Annotated in this window: 13 protein-coding genes and 2 pseudogenes; 13 read left to right on the forward strand and 2 right to left on the reverse strand. The window is 74.7% G+C overall.

Annotation, left to right across the window (positions count from 1 at the left end):
• Positions 1–398 precede the first annotated feature (398 nt).
• Positions 399–929, reverse strand: a complete 531-nt coding sequence (locus tag ABT048_RS07445; protein ID WP_350520355.1) for a P-loop nucleotide/nucleoside kinase family protein — start codon at positions 927–929, stop codon at positions 399–401.
• A gap of 316 nt (positions 930–1,245) precedes the next feature.
• Between ABT048_RS07445 and ABT048_RS07450 the strand changes: the two genes are divergently transcribed.
• Positions 1,246–1,824, forward strand: a complete 579-nt coding sequence (locus ABT048_RS07450; RefSeq protein ID WP_350520356.1) for a hypothetical protein — start codon at positions 1,246–1,248, stop codon at positions 1,822–1,824.
• A 22-nt stretch (positions 1,825–1,846) separates the two neighbouring features.
• Positions 1,847–2,471 (forward strand): annotated as a pseudogene (locus ABT048_RS07460) (transposase).
• A gap of 34 nt (positions 2,472–2,505) precedes the next feature.
• On the opposite strand, the gene ABT048_RS07465 reads toward ABT048_RS07460, so the two are convergent.
• Entirely contained in the window at positions 2,506–2,787 is a 282-nt protein-coding gene (locus ABT048_RS07465; RefSeq protein ID WP_350520357.1) for a hypothetical protein, read from the reverse strand.
• Positions 2,788–3,162: 375 nt separating this feature from the next.
• Here ABT048_RS07465 and ABT048_RS07470 point away from each other — a divergent pair, with 375 nt between their 5' ends.
• The 11 genes and pseudogenes from ABT048_RS07470 to ABT048_RS07520 all read left to right on the forward strand — a co-directional run bounded on the left by ABT048_RS07470 (position 3,163) and on the right by ABT048_RS07520 (position 17,102).
• Positions 3,163–3,669: a hypothetical protein gene (locus tag ABT048_RS07470; protein WP_350520358.1), complete on the forward strand. Its 507-nt coding sequence runs from the start codon at positions 3,163–3,165 to the stop codon at positions 3,667–3,669.
• A 225-nt stretch (positions 3,670–3,894) separates the two neighbouring features.
• Positions 3,895–4,275 (forward strand): annotated as a pseudogene (locus tag ABT048_RS07475) (HD domain-containing protein); the annotation flags it as partial.
• A gap of 127 nt (positions 4,276–4,402) precedes the next feature.
• A complete protein-coding gene (locus ABT048_RS07480; protein ID WP_350520359.1) occupies positions 4,403–5,524 on the forward strand; it encodes a serine hydrolase domain-containing protein in 1,122 nt (373 codons plus the stop codon).
• 201 nt (positions 5,525–5,725) lie between these two features.
• On the forward strand, positions 5,726–6,508 hold the full coding sequence (locus tag ABT048_RS07485) for a MerR family transcriptional regulator (protein WP_350520360.1): 783 nt from the start codon (positions 5,726–5,728) through the stop codon (positions 6,506–6,508).
• A gap of 148 nt (positions 6,509–6,656) precedes the next feature.
• On the forward strand, positions 6,657–7,301 hold the full coding sequence (locus ABT048_RS07490; protein ID WP_350520361.1) for a MerR family transcriptional regulator: 645 nt from the start codon (positions 6,657–6,659) through the stop codon (positions 7,299–7,301).
• A gap of 7 nt (positions 7,302–7,308) precedes the next feature.
• Entirely contained in the window at positions 7,309–9,699 is a 2,391-nt protein-coding gene (locus ABT048_RS07495; RefSeq protein WP_350520362.1) for a hypothetical protein, read from the forward strand.
• Complete coding sequence (locus ABT048_RS07500) at positions 9,696–10,394, forward strand: helix-turn-helix domain containing protein (protein ID WP_350520363.1); 699 nt, start codon at positions 9,696–9,698, stop codon at positions 10,392–10,394. Before ABT048_RS07495 ends, ABT048_RS07500 begins: the two co-directional genes overlap by 4 nt.
• A gap of 332 nt (positions 10,395–10,726) precedes the next feature.
• Positions 10,727–12,247, forward strand: coding sequence for a condensation domain-containing protein (locus tag ABT048_RS07505; RefSeq protein ID WP_350520364.1), 1,521 nt, complete (start codon positions 10,727–10,729; stop codon positions 12,245–12,247).
• A 2-nt stretch (positions 12,248–12,249) separates the two neighbouring features.
• Positions 12,250–13,761 (forward strand): hypothetical protein, encoded by a 1,512-nt coding sequence (locus ABT048_RS07510; protein WP_350520365.1) that lies wholly within the window; start codon positions 12,250–12,252, stop codon positions 13,759–13,761.
• A gap of 112 nt (positions 13,762–13,873) precedes the next feature.
• Positions 13,874–14,623 (forward strand): VOC family protein, encoded by a 750-nt coding sequence (locus ABT048_RS07515; protein WP_350520366.1) that lies wholly within the window; start codon positions 13,874–13,876, stop codon positions 14,621–14,623.
• A gap of 58 nt (positions 14,624–14,681) precedes the next feature.
• On the forward strand, positions 14,682–17,102 hold the full coding sequence (locus ABT048_RS07520; RefSeq protein ID WP_350520367.1) for a DEAD/DEAH box helicase: 2,421 nt from the start codon (positions 14,682–14,684) through the stop codon (positions 17,100–17,102).
• The last annotated feature ends 8 nt before the right edge of the window (positions 17,103–17,110 follow it).

The following is a 17,110-nucleotide window of genomic DNA, read 5'->3' on the forward strand; positions in this document are numbered from 1 at the left end:
TTTTCCGCGGAAAATTCTGTGGCGCCTCCGGCACGTGGCGACCGACGGCGGCGGGCGGCGACGGCGGGCGATGCTCGGCGGCGGGGCAGCGGAATGACTGCGGGGGAGAGGCTCATCGCGATGTCACGCCGGCTCGGCTTGAGTGAGTCCCGGTCCCTGGATTGACCTGTTCCACCGCCGGCGGCGACCGGGTTCGAGGGGCGCCCGGTGTCTCCGAATTTTCCGCGGAAAATTTCGGAGGCCTGGGGCGGGTCCGAGGGGGTGCCGCGCGGAGCCGCCTCGGTGGGGCTGCCACCCGACCGGGCTTCGGCCTCGCTGGCGGGCGGCCGATCAGAGGCGGCGACAGGACGGTGGTGCGGGCACGCCCGGTACGGCTGCGTTGTCGTGGGCCGCAGTACTCACGCGAACGACGGCCACCGGGCGGCGGCCCACTCCCGCCAGCCCACCCAGCCGGGCGGCGGGCCGGAGACCTCGACCTCGTGGCCCTCCAGCTCCGCCGCGTCGGGCTCCTCAAAATGCGCCCGCCCGTGCAGGATGTCGGCCTCGGACATCGAGAACGTCTCCTCGGGGGTGGTCGCCCAGCGATGGGCGATACGGGCGCGTTGGGTCTCATCGTCCACAGGCAGGTAGACCATGCGGAAGCACGCCTCCTCAGCCTCCACCAGCCAGCGGATCGCAGACCGTTCATGCCGTGACCAGCAGCCGTAGTCCACGACGACATTGGTGCCGAGCTTGACCGCCTCCAGGGCGAGCCAGAGCATGCGCCCCTCCAGTACGTCGCGTTTCCCGTCCGCCTCCGCCTCGCCGAACAGGGGGATCATCCAGTCGTCGGGGGTCAGGCGCAGCGCACCGTGCTCTGCGGCGAGTTGCCGAGCCCGGGTGGTCTTTCCGGCTTCTGGCAGGCCGACCATCAGGAACAACGTCGTCATCGCCACATCGTGGCAGGGAAGCCGAACAGCCGGCGACTGCTTTGTTCGCCCGCCCGATCATGGGCCGGGCCACTTCCTCGGCGCCTGCGGTTGGCCCGCTGGTCCTTCGGTTCGCCCACCCGTCGCCTGTCAGGGCACCCGCCCCACGGCGAGAAGAACAATGGCCCCGCACGCGGGGCGGCCACCTGATCCGCCGGACAGGCCCCCCGCCGGACAGGGCGAGCAGGCGGTGTTGACTGATGGTCAGCCGACGAGCAGATCGTCCCGTGGCCGCTCAGGCAGCCCCGGACCAGACCGAGGAGCAAGACACCGCTTCATGACTTCGAACCCGGACGCCCCCCGCGCCCGCGCCGCCGCTGTCTTCGACCTCGATGCCAGGTTGCCCGCGCAGGTCTTCCGGGGACTCGCCGACCCTGCGGTGTTCTGTGAGTTCGATCTGTTGCTCACCCCGGTCGCCTGGCCGGCGCTCGCGGCGCTGGCCAGGCTGCACGGCGACCGGCAGGTCGACCTGCTCGTCGTCGAAGCGGACGGCATGGCCGGGCCGGCACTGTCGCTGTCCGTCGAGGCCACCCCGGACGACTACTGGGCGGAGATCGGGTTCGATTCGGACCGGGAAGCCCTGGAGTCGATCACCATCGCGGCGCGCACCGTCGCACTCACCGGTCCCTCCGGCCGCTGGGGTTGTTGGGGCGAACGCGACCCGGAGGTCGCCGTCGTCCGAGGCTTCCCGGACGAGACCGCTCGGCAGGACTGGCACGTCCGGTACGGGCTGTGCGTCGACGCAGCCGGCGCGCTGGCGTCCTGGCTGCCGCAGGTCTTCCGCGGCCGGCCGGTCCCCGACGCCTATGCCGCCGAGCTGACCGCCAACTACGGTGCACCGCCGCGGAGCAGCTAGGGAGTTTCATTCCGATCATCGGATCGTTGGTCTGGTCGTGCCGTTGACTGACGTGCAGTGGGCGCGGACAGAGCCGTTGTTGCCGGACCGGACGCCGAAGCGGGGCGGGCGGTGGCGCGACCACCGGCAGGTGATCGACGCGATCGCGTGGAAGTTCCAGACCGGCTCGCAGTGGGTGCACCTGCCCGCCGAGTACGGCTGACGACGAAGATCCACGTCGCCGCGGACGGCCGCTGCCGCCCGCTGTGTTTTTTCCTCACGGCCGGCCAGGCCGGTGACGCGCCCGCGTTCGAGCACGTCATGGCAGCCCTGCGTGTGGCCAGGCCGGCCGGCCGCGGGCCCGGCCCCTCGTGGCCCTGGCGGACCGGGCCTACTCGTCGCGCGCCATCCGCGAACACCTGCGTAGGTGCGGGATCCGGGCGGTGACCCCGCAGCCCGCCGACCAGATCGCCAATCGCAAACGCAAAGGCCGGAACGGAGGCCGCCCGCCCGCCTTCGACCGCCAGGCCTACAAGCAGCGCAACACCGTGGAGCGGTGCATCAACCGCCTGAAGAACTGGCGCGGCCTGGCCACCCGTTACGAGACCGCCACCGTCTTTCAGGCCGGACTCCACATCGCCGGCATCTTCGCCTGGTCCTCCCGCTGATCCAAAAGAAAGGACCCAGGGAGCATCTTGGCGATCATGTGAGCCAGGTGACGGCTTGCTCGGTAGTGGTCGAGGTCCTGTCGTAGCGGGTGGCGGTGCCGCGCTGGCGCAGGTAGGCGCGGAAGGCTCGGGAGCTGTGGCCCTTGTCCGCGACGACGCGCTCGGGTCGGGTGTGTGCCGACCCGGGGCCGGCACACACCTGGACGAGGGCGATCACCGTTTCGGCGCGGGTGCAGTCGTTGCGGGTGCCGGTCAGGCGGACAGCGGGCGCGAACCTCTCACCTCCGTCCGGCGCGGAGCAAGTTGACGCATGCATGAAGACTTTTGGTCCCGAGGTGGGCTTTGGAGCCCGAGAGCGGCCGATGTCGTCCGCGAAGGCGCGTTTTCGCGCCGAACGGTGCTTTGCGGTGGGCGCGTTGAACATAAAAGACGCAGTAAACGCTTGTTAGACATGAAGCATGTCCGGACCCTCTTCGCGTCGCGTCGGGGCGTGTGCTCCGCTCAGAAGGGCGGAGGGCGGTCGAAGCTCCCGGAGGACCGACGGTGCACCGAGCTCGGTCGGCCCCGCGTGAGCGAAGACAGCTCCGGGAGCCCGCTCACCGGAGGCCGCAGAAACTCCGCCGCACGAATGTGCGCTCAGTCAGCACAATGGGGCCGAACCGCAAGAGTGGACGAGAGGACCCGGACATCCATGCTGAACCCGCTCGCTGCGCCGGACGCAGTGGAAGCCGCAGCGGAACCCCTGCTCGACCTGCTCCAGGACTGCGACCACGAGCCGTTCATCGACATGCTTCACGTGGTCCCCGTGAACGGGACGGCACCCGGTCATGACCGGATGCAGGGTCTCGCTCAGGCCGTCTTCGACGCCGGGGGCTGGGGCAGCGGATATCAGGTGCCGGCACCGATACGCCCGTTCACATCACCCGGGGCCTGGCGGGACATTCTCCGTCGACAGGTGACCGAGGGATTCATGCAGCCCGCCCAGAGGTGGCCGGCCGCCAACCTGCGCACGCCCGATGAGATCCGGCGGGCCGGCGAACTCGCCGATGGCGTAGCCGACCTCATCGAGGCACACCTGGGTCCCGTCCGAAGCTCCGGTGATGTCGGAGGCCCGCACTCGTACTACATCTGGTGGCGCAACCTGCTGTTGGTCAGCGATGGGTGGGCCACGATCCTGCATCTCGCGCTCAGCGACTGACCCGACCGCCTCTCCGTCGGCGGCGACCCGCCGGCTTCCTGGGGGCGCGCCCGGACGCGCGGGGTGAGGTGTTCGAATGCTGAGGCCCTCCCGGCCCCCTTGCGGGCCGGACGTGCTTGCCCGGCCCCCGGCCCCCTGGGATGGGCGACCGAAGGGCCTCTGAGGGGCTCTCAGGGGCTTTGGAGGGCTCTGGGGGCTTTGGGAAGAAGGGGCTGCTTCGGGGGAGAGGCCCGGCGCTTCCTGGAGGCCCACGGCATCACCGGCGAGCCCGCCCAGCGGGTCTGGACCGCGATCGCCCTGCACACCACCCCGGTGATCCCGCTGCACATGGCGCCCGAGATCGCGCTGGTCACCCGGGGCGTGGAACTGGACGTCCTGGGCATCGGCTACCACGCCGTCACGGACGGGCAGCGCGCCGCCGTGGTCGCCGCCCACCCCCGCCCCGACTTCAAGAACCGCATCCTCGCGGCGTTCACCGACGGCATCAAGGACCGCCCGGACAGCACCTTCGGCACCGTCAAGGCGGACGTCCTCGCCCACTTCGTCCCCGGCTTCGAGCGCGGCGACTTCGTCGAGGTCATCCAGGGCTCCGCCTGGCCGGAGTGACACCAGTCGCTGCCCGGGCGCCGGTTGGTGTGAGCCGGATCACCGTTGAGGTTGACCCTGGGGCGGGGTGGAGGCTCGGGGCAGCGGCCCGGCGGGGAGTCGGGCACCACTGCTGTGAAGGAGCGACATGTCCACCACCTCGTCCGAGCAGGGGCAGGACCGTCCGGAGTTGCGGGAGGCGATCGAGGAGATCGTCCGGTCCGGCATCCTCGGGGTGCAGTTGCGGGTGAACGACGAGCGGGGCGAGTGGGTCGGCAGTGCCGGGGTGCAGGAGCCGGACGGGGGCGCGCCGGCGTCGGCGGACGGGCACTTCCGGATCGGCAGTGTCACCAAGAGCTTCGTGGCGACCGTCGTGCTGATGCTGGTCGCGGAGGGCAGGGTCGGCCTGGACGCGCCGGTCGACGGCTACCTGCCCGCGTTCGGGCTGGACCGTCGGATCACGGTGCGGATGCTGCTGCAGCACACCAGCGGGGTCTTCAGCCACACCGGCGAGCTCAGCGAGGACGGGACGGTCGTGCCGGGCGTGCCGTGGCGGGGCAGGGAGTGGGTGGACGGCCGGTTCCGCACCTACCGGCCCGAGGAGCTGGTGCGGCTGTCGCTGTCCAGGCCGGCCCGGTTCGCGCCGGGGACGGGCTGGAGCTACTCCAACACCAACTACGTGCTGGCGCGGCTGGTGATCGAGGCGGTCACCGGGCGGCCGTTCGCGGAGGAGCTGCGGCGGCTGGTCGTGGGCCCGCTGGGGCTGACCGGCACCGTGGCGCCGGGCAGCTCGCCGGAGGTGCCCGAGCCCCACAACCACGGCTACTACCGCTACGAGGACGCCGGGCGGGAGCGGACGGTGGACATCACCCGGCACGACCCGTCCTGGGTCGGGGCCGGCGGGGACATGATCTCGACCACCCGGGACCTGCACACGTACGTCTCCGCGCTGATGGGCGGCCGGCTCCTGCGGGCCGACCTGCTGGCCGAGATGCGCACCCCGGAGCCGACGATCGGCTACGGCCTGGGGCTGTTCACGCAGGACATGGGCCCGGGCATCGGCACCCTCCATCACCACAACGGCGCCACCATCGGCTCGGCGGCGCTGATGTACGCCACCCCCGACAGCCGCACGACCCTGACCGCCGGGCTGAACTACGTGGACGACGCCGACATGTCCCTCGCCCCGGCGTTCCGGGACGCCCAACAGCGGCTCGTCGGCGAGGTGTTCCGCCGCGGGCAGGCCGACCCGGCACGGCCGACGGGCTGAACTCCCGTACGGGGCACGGATGTCCGTACGGGGCACGGATGCCCGTACGCTTGCCCGTACGCTTCGAGGGGACCGTTCCGCCCTCGCGCTCGGCCCTTCGGCCGCGCGCCGCCGAGGCCCCGACCGTCGCAGGCGAACCGGGGCCGCGCCGCGCAGGGCCGGCGCGGCCCCTCCACCACGAATCCGAGGCAGGTCGAGCAGATGGTGAACGGCGTCACGATCGGACAGGCGGCGGCCTTCGTCGGCGTCACGGTGAAGACACTGCGGCACTACCACCAGAACGGGCTGGTCGCCGAACCGCCCCGGGACACCTCCGGCTACCGGCGGTACGGGTCGGCCGAGTTGCTGCGGCTGGTACAGGTCCGCACGCTGGCGGCCGCCGGGGTGCCGCTGGCCGAGATCGGGCCCCTGCTCGACGCGGACGGCGGCACCGGGGAGTTCGCCGCCGCCCTCGCCGACGTCGGGCGGCGGCTGACCGAGCGGATCGAGGAGCTGAGCGCGCGCCGCGACACGCTGTACCGGCTCGCCGAGGGCGACCGGGCCCTGCTGCCCGAACGCGCCTGCGCGCTGCTGGACCGGATGCCCGGCCTCGGCTTCGGCCCCGACTACGTGGACGCGCAGCGCGAGGCCCTGGTCCTGGCCCGGGCGATGGTGCCGGAGGGCTTCGACGGCTTCCTGACCCGGCTCGAACACTGTCTCGACGACCCCGGGTACGTGGACCTGGTCAAACGCGGTTGCGAGGCCGAGGGCTGGGAGCCGGACGACCCCAGGATCGAGGAACTCGCCACCGCCATGGCCGACCACTACCTCGCCAACCCGGCACTGCTGGGCGACCCGGCCGACCGGCGGGCCTGGCGCGGGGCCGCCGCCCAGTACCGGCTGATCAACGACCACCGCGGCGACCGGGCACCCGTATCGGCCCGGCTGACCGCCCTCACCGAGGCCCGGCTCCGCGCGGCGGGCGTACCCGCTCCCCACCGGTGACCCCGGGGGGACGCCGCCACTGCGGAGGGGGCGTCAGCCGTTCCGGTCGGGGGCGGAGGCGGAGCCGCAGGGTGCCTGCCAGGGGGAAGGTGCGAGGTGGACTAGTCTTTGGAGTCAGCTGCAGAGGCATGGGCGTGGAGGTCTGGGTGTGTTCGTGACGACCGGGCAGGCCGGGTCGGCGCTGGGGTGTTCCATCCCGACGGTGAAGAAGCTGATGGCCACCGGTGTGGTCCCCGGCGTGCGCGGAACGGGGCGGCAGGTGTTCCCGCTGGCCGCGCTGCAGGCCCTGCAGGACCGGCCGGTCGCGGACCTCGGCGGGCTCGGTACGGTGGAGGTGGCGGTGCTGCGGTCGGACGCGCTCAGGAGGGTGGACGAGCCGGGCCGGGAGTGGGTCGGCTTCGGGACGGCGCTGGATGACGCACAACTGCTGGCCTCGCTGTCCGGCTGGTGGCGGTGCGATCCCGCCCGGGTCGCGGCCGGTGGGGTGCTGCCGGTGACGGTGGCCGGGTTCGTCGTGGCGGTGCTGACCGGCCTGACGCCGTGGGAGTCCGACGGCGCCGCCGGCACCGCGGCCCGCTTTCGGTTCCCGGCGGCCCGTCTGGCGGGCCGCCTGACCGACCTCACCGCCCCGGCCAACGCCGTCGGCCCCGCCGACCCGCAGGACGCCCGCCTGGCCGATCTGCTGCTGGGCACCCGCCTGCCGTCGGTGTCCGGCGGCCCGATCGCCTACGTTCCCACCGCTTCGGTCGCTGCTCCGGTCGCTGCCGCAGTCGTCGCCGCGGAAGGGGAGTGACCCGCTGATGGACCGCAAGACGTACACCGCCGAGCTCGCCGGGCTGCGGGAGCTGCGGGCAGAGATCACCGCCGCGGAGAAGGCGGTCGTGGCTGCCCGGAAGGCACTGGACAAGCTCGCCGCCCAGCGCGCGCGCCGGGTCACCGGGCTCGCGGGGTTCGAGGGTGCGAAGGCCGACGCCATCGCCAAGGCCGCCGGCCTGACGCTCGGCGACGTGGTGCGGCTCGCCCCGGTGCTGGACCCGACCCCGTCCGCCGTCCGAGCCGCCCCGGAGCCCGTCGGCGCCGCCCCGGAGCCCGAGCAGGCCGTCGTCGTGGCCGAGCCGCAGCCGGATCAGCAGCCGGATCAGCAGCCGCAGCCGCAACCGGAGCCGCAACCGGAGCCGGACCACCAGCCACAGCCGGACGCAGAGCCCGCGGTGGCCCCGGCGCTGACCCGCCCGGCGGCCCCCGTTGACGAGCCCCCCGCCGCCACGAGCCCCGCCGCTGCCGCACCCGCTACGGCGCCCGCTACCGCACCCGCTGCGGCGCCCGCCACACCACCCGCCCCCACCTCCGCAACTACGTCGGGAGAATCCGCAGCCTCGGTCGCTCCGGTCGCTTCGGTCGCTGCCGTCCCGCACTCGGTGCCCGACGTCGGGCCGCGCGAGCTGCCCACCGTCCCCGAAGGCCCCGCAGGGGCCCGGTTCGAGGCCGTGACCACCGGGCTGCTCTCCAAGCGACCGAACTTCGTCCAGCAGGCCCGCGCCACCGTGTTCCTGGACGCCGCGACCGGCGACCTCGCGGTGCGCGACCGGGTCGTGCGCCTCGACCTCGGCGCCCGTACGCCCGGTGAGATCCTGGACGCCGTCCTGGCCGCCGCCCCCGGCACCGAGCGCGTCTACATCACCGCCGGCGCCCCCTGGCACGACGGCGCCGAGCGGTACAGCACGCTGAAGGACGCCGTCGCCGCCTGGCTGAACACCCCGTCCGAGCGCTGGACCACTGCCGTCGGCGCCGGCCGCGACCGGCTCGCCGGGCACTTCGTGCACCAGCGCCAGCCGGTCGGCCGGTACGCCCCCGCCGCCGCGCCTGACGGCGACAGCACCGAGATCCGCTCGGTGGGGGAGTGGTTCGACCCGGACGGCGCCGACGTGGTGACGGTGCGCGAGGCGTTCAAGCTGCTGTGGCAGGCGCTGCGCCGGCACTGGGACGACGTCGTCCTGATGGGCTCGCCGAGCCAGACCGGACGGGACCTGTGGTCGCGCACCGTCCCGCTCAAGGGCCGGTTCGCCGGCGGCTACCCGGTGCTGTCCGAGGAGTTGCGCGGCCTGCTGCACGCGACCGCCGGCCAGGGCCGCACCGAGCTGATCCTGCCGCCGCGCGTCCCGGCCGAGCTGCCCGCGCTCGTCGAGTACGACCGCACCTTCGCCTACGCCAGGCACCTGTGGAAGTCCCCGGTCGGCACCCCGCAGCGGATCACCGCGCGGGCCTTCGCCGCGATGACCGAGGCGGAGCAGACCAAGGCCCTGATGTCCTGCTCGCACTGGAACGTCCGCGTCACCGTCCCGGCCGGGTGGGAGCACGTCGGTCTGCTCCCGGCCCCCGTCACCGGCGACCGCGCCTGGGTCTACCCGTCGGAGCCGGGTGCCACCTTCACGACCTGGGCGGGCGGGGCGGAGGTCCACCTCGCGCTCGCCAACCACCTCGGGCCGTGGCGGATCGAGGTCCTGGGCGGCCTGGTGTGGGAGGACGGCAAGCCGCTGGACGACTGGGGCAAGCGGTTGAAGGCCGCCTGGGCGGACCTGACCGGCCTGTCGAGGGCGCACGCCGACGAGCGGCAGCGCACCGCCGCCTACCTCGCCTCCCGCGCCGTCCGCGCCGTCCTGCTGTTCGGCCTCGGCGGCTTCGCGCAGCGCCCCCGCCTGGTGTCCGGCACCACACCGGTCGGCGAGACGCTGCCCGCCGGGGTGGAGATCCTCGGCCAGGACGGCGCCGTGGTGACGTGGCAGCGGCAGGCCGGGTTCTCCCGGGACCCGTACGCCCACCCCGAGTGGGCCGCCTTCGTGTGGTCGGGGGCGCGGGCCGCCCTGCTGGACATGAAGTACCGGCAGGGCAAGGAGGTCGTCGGCGTCGCCGGCGCCCTGCACGCCAGGCCCGGCACGGTCGTGTACTTCGGCACCGACGGCATCGCGCTGACGGAGCGTCAGCCGTGGCCGTACCGGGGCGAGCCCGGCGACTACCTGCTCAAGGGCCACCTGAGCGGCCCCGTCCCGCACCCGACCGGCCAGGAGCAGTACCTCCGGCTGCGCGCCCGGGGCCGCGCCGAACTCGCCGCCGCCCGCGCCGCCGAACCCGCCGCCCGCGCCGCCGAACCCGCCACCCGCGCCGCCGAACCCGCCGCCGGAGGTGACCGGTGAGCCCGGCCGACCCGCAACACCCCAACGAGGCCGCCCGCCTGACTCAGGAGCTCGTTGACCAGGGGTTCACCAAGCGGCAGGTCGCCAGGATGCTCGGCCGCGACGCCTCGCTGGTGTCGCAGTTCTTCACCAAGGGCAAGGGCGCGGCGTTCGTCGACGCCCTGCGCCAGGTCGTACGGGCGGTGCGCGGGGGTGAGCGCGACACCGACGCGCTCACCGGGATCGCGCAGGAGAACGTCGAGCGCCGCCGCACCAGGACCGGGCAGCGGGCCCGCGTCCGGGGCAAGGACGTGGTCGGCGAGGAGGGCGGGTCGATGGCCGGCCGCGCCGGGCGGCAGGCCATCCGCTCCGGAGCCTCCCACCTCGCCCCCATCGTCCACGCCACCGGTCGGGCCGGCGGCCGCCTCGCCTTCACCGTGCGGATGCGCGCCGACCAGTTCACCATGTCGGCCGGCTCGACCGAGGACTCGGCGGGCCTGCGCCGAGGGTTCGTCCCCCGCGCCGACGGCACCGAGGAACGCACGTACGGTTCCGCGAGCACCGGCGGCTTCGACGCCGCCGAGTGGTCCCGGCGGGTCGCCGCCCACCACGGGGACGTCACCGAGGCCATGCGGGCGTGGCTGGTCGAGACCGGCCGCGCCGTCGAGGACGCCGAGATCGGCTACCTGGAGGTCCGCGCCTGGGTGCCCGCGTAGCAGCCCGCCCGACCACAGCCGGGCTGCTACGCGAGCCGCCGTACCGGGCCCGGATCCTGGCCGACGGAGTGGCGGCACCGGCGGAGCCGTTGTCCGCCCCTATCGTTGCCGCACCGACCGCCGACGCGGCGGTACGCGGTGGCCTCGGCTGCGTGGGCGTTCCCCGGTCCGCCCGCGTCGGGCCCCCGCCCCACCGGGCGGTCGTCGGTCCCGTCGTGACGGATTTGTCCGGGTGGGTGAACGGCCATGGGAGGAACGGCCGTTCACGGCAGCCCCGCACTGTCGACCAACGGTGCGGACGAACGTCTGCGTGAACAGGAGCGTGAAGCACGGTGCTGGTGTTCCCGATCCGTGACTACCTGACCGAGCCCGGCGAACTCGTCGAGTTCCGGGCGTCCGCACCGGCGTCGGCGCTGGCGGGCGGCGGCGGCCCCGCCCATCCCGTCGGCGCCTGCGACGTCCAGGCCACCCATGTGCGGCGCTACCTCACGGCACCCGAGGAAGGGCACGGCTGGCTGGCGACCTTCTTCGACCTGCCGGGGCGGGTGGACGCCGGCGCGCTCGCCCGGGCCTGGCAGGAATGGCTGCGCCGGCACGACGCGCTGCGGACCTGGTTCACCGCCGACGGCGCCGGCCTGACGCGCCGTCTGCTGCCCCCGCAGGCGGTGACGGTGCACCCGGTCGGCCTCGGCGTCCGCGCGAGCGGGGAAGCCGTCCGGACGTGGATGCATGAACGGTTCGCCGAGGCGATCAACCCGGTGACGTGGCCCGGCTTCGTGGCCGGCGCCGTGCTGCGCGACGAGAAGTCCACGCTGTTCTTCGCCGTCGACCACGCCCACACCGACGGCTGCTCGCTGGCACGGGTGTTCTCCGAGATCCGCGCCCTCTACACCGCCGAGACCGGCGGGGCGCCCGCCAGGCTGCCCGAGACCGGCAGCCACCTCGACTACTGCGTGGCCGAGGCCCGGCGCAACGCCGCGCTGGACCCGGCCCACCCCGCGGCCGCCCGGTGGGTCGACTTCCTGGGCCGCGGGCTGCCCGCCTCCTTCGCCCTGCCCCTGGGAGTCGACCCCGGAGGCAGGCACCCGTCCGTGTACGAGACCGTCGACCTGTTCGACCTCCCGCAGGCGGAGGCGTTCGCCCGGGCCTGCCGTCGCGGGGGAAGCAGCTTCGCCGCCGGGGCCGTCGGCGCGCTCGCCCTCGCCGAGCACGAACTCGCCGGCACCTCGCACTACCGGCGGCTGATGGTCGCCCACACGCGCGGCGAGCGCCGCTGGCACGCGGCGCAGGGCTGGTTCGTCAACCTGGTGCCCGTGGAGTTCCCGGTCCCGCGGGGCCGGTCCTTCGCCGCCACCGCCACGGCCGCCCACGACGCGCTCGGCCGCGCCCACGCCATGGCCGAGGTGTCACCCGCCCGCGTGCTCGAACTGCACCCGGCCGCGGCCCTCGCCCTCGGGAACACGGTGCCGCCGGTGCTCTCCTACGTCGACCTGCGGCACACCCCCGGCTCCCGGGACTGGACCGCCGCCCGGTTCGGCGTCCTCGGCTCCGGGGCGCCGGTCAGCAGCGTGTCCGTCTGGCTGTGGCGGCTGTGGCAGGGGTTGCGCCTGACCGTCGCCTACCCCGACAACCCGGTCGCGCGCGACAGCGTCCACCGCTACGTCCGGCACCTGCGCCGGATCCTGGACGCCGCCGTCGGCGAGCCGCAGGGCGCTGCCGCGTACGGGCCGCAGGGCACCGTGGAGTACGGGCCGCAGGACACCCCCGCGTACGGGCCGCAGGACACGCCGCCACCGGCCGTGGGCGTTCCCCGGGCGGCCGCGATGGAGCCGGCCCCGGTCGGCGGGGTGTGACCGTGCACGTCCTCACGGTCGACGACTACCGGCCGCCCCCGGGCCGGCTGGTCGTCCTGGCGCCGACGGCCGCGACGGTCGCCGCGGCGGCGGGTGCCCGGGCGACCGGCGAACCGCCGGGCGCCAACGAGCGGTTCCACCTCGCCTCCGCGCTGCACCGCCCGCAGGCCCGCAACTGGCTCGCGTGCGCCTTCGACCTGCCGTTCCGGGCCGACCCCGCCGTGCTGGCCGCCGGGTTCACCCGCTTCGCCCGCCGCCACCCGACCCTGCGCAGCGGACTGCGGACGGGCCCCGACGACCGGGTGGAACGGTTCGCCGTCCCCGCGGACTCCCTCGCCTTCACCGTCGTCGAGGTGGGCGCCGACGAGGAGCAGGACCACCTGGCCCACCACGGCGTACGGGAGCGGCTCACCGCGCTCCTCGACCGGGCCTGCCGCCCGCTGGCCTGGCCCTCGTACGCCTGCGCGGCCGTCCTTCGCGAGGCGAGCACGACCGTCGTCTGCGGGTTCGACCACTGCCACGCCGACGCCCACTCCCTGGCGATCGCCGCCGAGGAGCTCACCGAGATCCTCGACGCGCTGACCCGGGGCCGCACTCCCCGCCTCGCCCCGACCGCCGGACGGGCGAGCAGCCACCGCACCGTCCACCCGCCGGAGCCCGGCGGCCGCACCGTCCACCCGCCGGAGCCCGGCGGCCCCGCCCGCGCCCGGGCCCGCGCTCGCGCGCTGGACGTCTGGGAGCAGTTCCTCGCCGAGGGCGACGGCGCCCTGCCGAGCTTCCCGCTGCCGCTCGGCACGGACCCCGGCGGGAGCGCGCCGTCCCAGCGCAGCGACCACCGCCGCCTCCTGGACGCAGCCGGGACGGCGGCGCTCGAACACCGCTGCCGGCAGGCCGACGGCACCCTGTTCACCGGCCTGCTCGCCGCCACCGCGCTGGCGGTCCGCGCCGCGGGCACGCCCGCGCCCCTACGGCTGCTGGTGCCCCTGCACACCCGCCACCGACCGCAGACGGCCCGCTCGATAGGCTGGTTCACCACCGTCGCGCCGCTGACCCTCGACCTCGGCGGCGCCGGCACCCTCACCGCCGCGCTCCCCGCCGCCCGGGCGGCGTTCCGCCGCTCCCGGGAGACGGCCGGGCTGCCGCTGGGCGAGACGGTCGCCGCCCTCGGCGACCGGCTGCGGCCCACCGGCGGGGACGTCTTCATGCTCTCCCACCTGGACTACCGCACGGTCAGCACGACAGGAGAGCCCCCGCGGGCGCGTAACCCGCACCACCTCAGCCGCGCCAGCGTCACCGACACCGTCCAGCTCTGGTTCTCGCGTACCCGCGACGGCCTGTTCCTGCGCACGCGCCACCCCGACACCGGCACCGCCGGCCGCACCGTCGCCCGCTTCCTCGACGGCATCCACCGCCACCTCACCGGCGCCGCCACCGGGCTGCCGGTTCCCGGCCCGCTGCTCCCCGGTCCGCCGCTCCCGGCGGGCGGCGCCGACGCCAGCAGGGCGGACGCGTAGGGCCCGTCGTCGAACCCGCGCCTGCGGGGACGCTCCCCGACGCGCCGTCCCCGCCCCACCCGCCCTTCGGGCGGACGATGGGGGCCCGAAGGCGGGCCCTAGGATCGTCGGTATGGGACTTCGACCCGTTCTGGTGAACATCAAGGCCGTTGACGACACCGCCGTCGGCCGGTTCTGGGCGGAGGCGCTCGGCTGGAGCGTCTCCAGCGCGCAGCCCGGCGAGACCAACGTCGGCCGCGTCGGCATCGACTGGCGGGACCCGGAGCGGATCTGCGTCGACGTGGTCGCCGTCCCGGAGCCCAGGACGGCGGTGAAGAACCGGGTGCACCTCGACCTCGCCAGCACGTCCGCGGCCCACCAGGCGGAGCTGGTCGCCCGGCTGCGGGCGCTCGGGGCGACGCCCGTCGACGTGGGCCAGGGCGAGGTGCCGTGGACGGTGCTCGCCGATCCGGAGGGCAACGAGTTCTGCGTGCTGGAGCCCCGGGAGGTGTACCGGGACACCGGGCCGATCGCCGCGGTGGTGGTCGACTGCGCGGATCCGCGGGCCATGGCGCGGTTCTGGGGCGAGGCGCTGGAGTGGACCCTGCACGAGGTGACCGACGACAGTGCGGTGTTCCGCTCCGCCAAGGGGGTCGGCCCGTACCTGGAGTTCATCCGCACGCCCGACGTGAAGACCGTGCCGGACCGCGTCCACGTCGACCTGCTGCGCTACCCCGCCGACGATCACGAGGCGGAGTCGGCCCGGCTGCGGGCGCTCGGCGCCGACGACCTCGACATCGGCCAGGGCGACGTCCCGTGGCGGTGCCTGACCGACCCGGAGGGCCACGAGTTCTGCATCCTCGCCCGGTCGTCGTCGTCCTGAGGGACCCGCCCGGGCCGTCACAGAGGAACATCAGAGGAACTAAGGAGAGACCCGCGCCGTGGACACCCTGACGACCGCCGCCGCCACCGGGACCACCGTCCCGGGGCAGGCGCCCGGTGCCCCGGCGGTGAACCCGGTGCCCCTGCACTGGTTCCAGAAGGAGGCCACCTCCGCCGCCGTGAGGGCCGTGAAGGCGGGCGGCCGCGCGACGGTGGTGGCGGCGACCGGCTCCGGCAAGACGCTGATCGCGGCCGCGTGCGCGCGTCGACTGGCGGCCCGGGGACGGGTGTTGGTGCTGGTGCCGACGATCGAGCTGCTGGAGCAGACGGCCGAGGCGTGGTCGCTGCGGGGCGGACGGCGGGGACTGGCGGTGGCGGCCTGCTCGCGGGAGGAGGCGCTGGAGAGCGCGGAGGCGGGCGGCCGGGTCAGGGCGGAGGTGTCCACGCAGGCCGCGCGGATCGCGGACCTGGTCGCCTCGGCGGGCCCGGGGGAGCCGGTCACCGTGTACGCGACGTACGCCTCGCTGGAGCGGATCGTCCAGGCCCACCGGCAGTTCGGGCTCGGGGCCTGGGACCTGGTGGTCGTCGACGAGGCGCACCGTACGGCCGGTTCCGAGGGCAAGGCGTGGGCGGCCGTCCACGACGACGAGCAGGTCCCCGCCGTCCGCCGGCTGTACTGCACCGCCACGCCGCGGATCGCCGACGACCGCACGGCGACGGCGGGCCTGGACGACGTCACCGGCGAGACCCTGCCCGCGCTCTGCTCGATGGACGACGAGCGGATCTACGGCCCGACCGTCTACACCTGGACCCTCGGGCAGGGCATCGAGCACGGCTTCCTCGCCGACTACCGGGTGCTGGTGCCGGTGGTCACGGACGAGGACCTGCGCGACCTGCTCAACCTGCCCGCCGTCGCCGACCTGCGCTCGCAGCGCACCAACGAGGAACTGCTGCGCCTGGCCCTGCAGATCGCGGTGCTGCGCGCGGTCGCCGACCTCCAGCTGCGCCGCGTGATCACCTTCCACTCCCGGGTGGCCGCGGCCCGCGAGTTCGCCGGCACCCTGGCGGGGGCGGCCGAGCTGCTCGACGACGCGGACCGGCCGGAGCGGATCTGGGCGAAGGCGGTGGCCGGCACCGACCGGCTGCGGGAACGCCGGGCCGCGTTCGAGGAGTTCAAGGCGCACACCGGCGAACGGCTCGGCGAGGAGGGCGAGGAGTGCGGCATCCTCGCGAACTCCCGGCTGCTGTCGGAGGGCATCGACATTGCCGCGGTGGACGCGGTCTGCTTCGCCGACCCGAAGTCGAGCGTCATCGACATCGTGCAGGCGGTGGGCCGGGCGCTGCGCCAGTCCTACCGCCAGGGCAAGGTGTCGTGGGTGGTCATCCCGGTCTACCTGCCGACGCCGGCGGCCGGAGACGACACGGCGGCCGCGGACCCGGCCGAGGTCCGCGACGCGGGGGAGGCGGTGAAGGCGGAGGCCGACGCCGAGATCGAGGCGAGCTCCTTCCGGACGATCTGGCGGGTCCTGCGGGCGCTGGCCGCGCACGACGCCCGGGTGGTGGGCCGGATCACCGAGCTGCGCGCCCACCGCGCCCAGCCGCAGCACACCGCAGCCGCAGCCGCCGCCACCGGCCCCGAGGGGGCCGTCGAGGGGGAGGCCGCTGAGCGGGCCGGCGTTGAGCGGGCCGGCGTTGAGCGGGCCGGTGCTGAGGGGGACGCCGTCGGGGCGGATGCCGTCGGGGCGGAGGCCGCCGCGACGGAGCAGCGGCCCGTGCCGCCGCCGCAGTCGCCGGTCGAGTGGCTGCGGATCGACGCCCGGCGCCACGCCGACACGATCCTGCGGGCCGTGAAGCTCCGGGTGTTCAACCCGCGGGCCGCCGAGTGGCAGCGCATGTACGCGGTGGCGGCGGTGTTCCACCTGGAGCACGGCCACCTCGACCCCACCGACCGGACCGCCCACGGGGGGCTGGTCTCCTGGCTCGCCCGGCAGCGCCACCTGCGCGGCCAGGGCCTGCTCGACCCCGCCCGGGTGTCCGAACTGGACGCGCTCGGCATGATCTGGTCGAAGCACGCGGGCGCCTGGGAACGCGGCTACGCGTACGCGAGGGCCTTCCAGCACCGGCACGGCCACCTGGCGATCCCGGCGACCGCCAAGCTGGACGGCTACGCGGTGGGCGCGTGGATGCGCCGCCAGCGCCGGGCCGAGAACCTGGCCGGGGAGCAGGGGGCGAAGCTGGACGCGCTGGACGGGCTGTGGCGGCTGGAGCCGGACTGGAACCGCTCGTACCGGCGCCTGCTCGCCTACCTGGAGGGCGGCGGCACCCTCACCGGGCCCGTCAACCGCACCGGCGGCCCGGCCGATCCGGCGTTCCGCCCCGGCACCTGGCTGCGCAAGCAGGACAGGGCCCGGACGGAGGGCAGGCTGACCGCCCGGCAGTCCGCGCTGCTGGACGCCCTCCCGCAGGGCGCCGTCCCGTAGGGCACTCT

The organism is Kitasatospora sp. NPDC096140 (assembly GCF_040303045.1).
Classification (GTDB): domain Bacteria; phylum Actinomycetota; class Actinomycetes; order Streptomycetales; family Streptomycetaceae; genus Kitasatospora.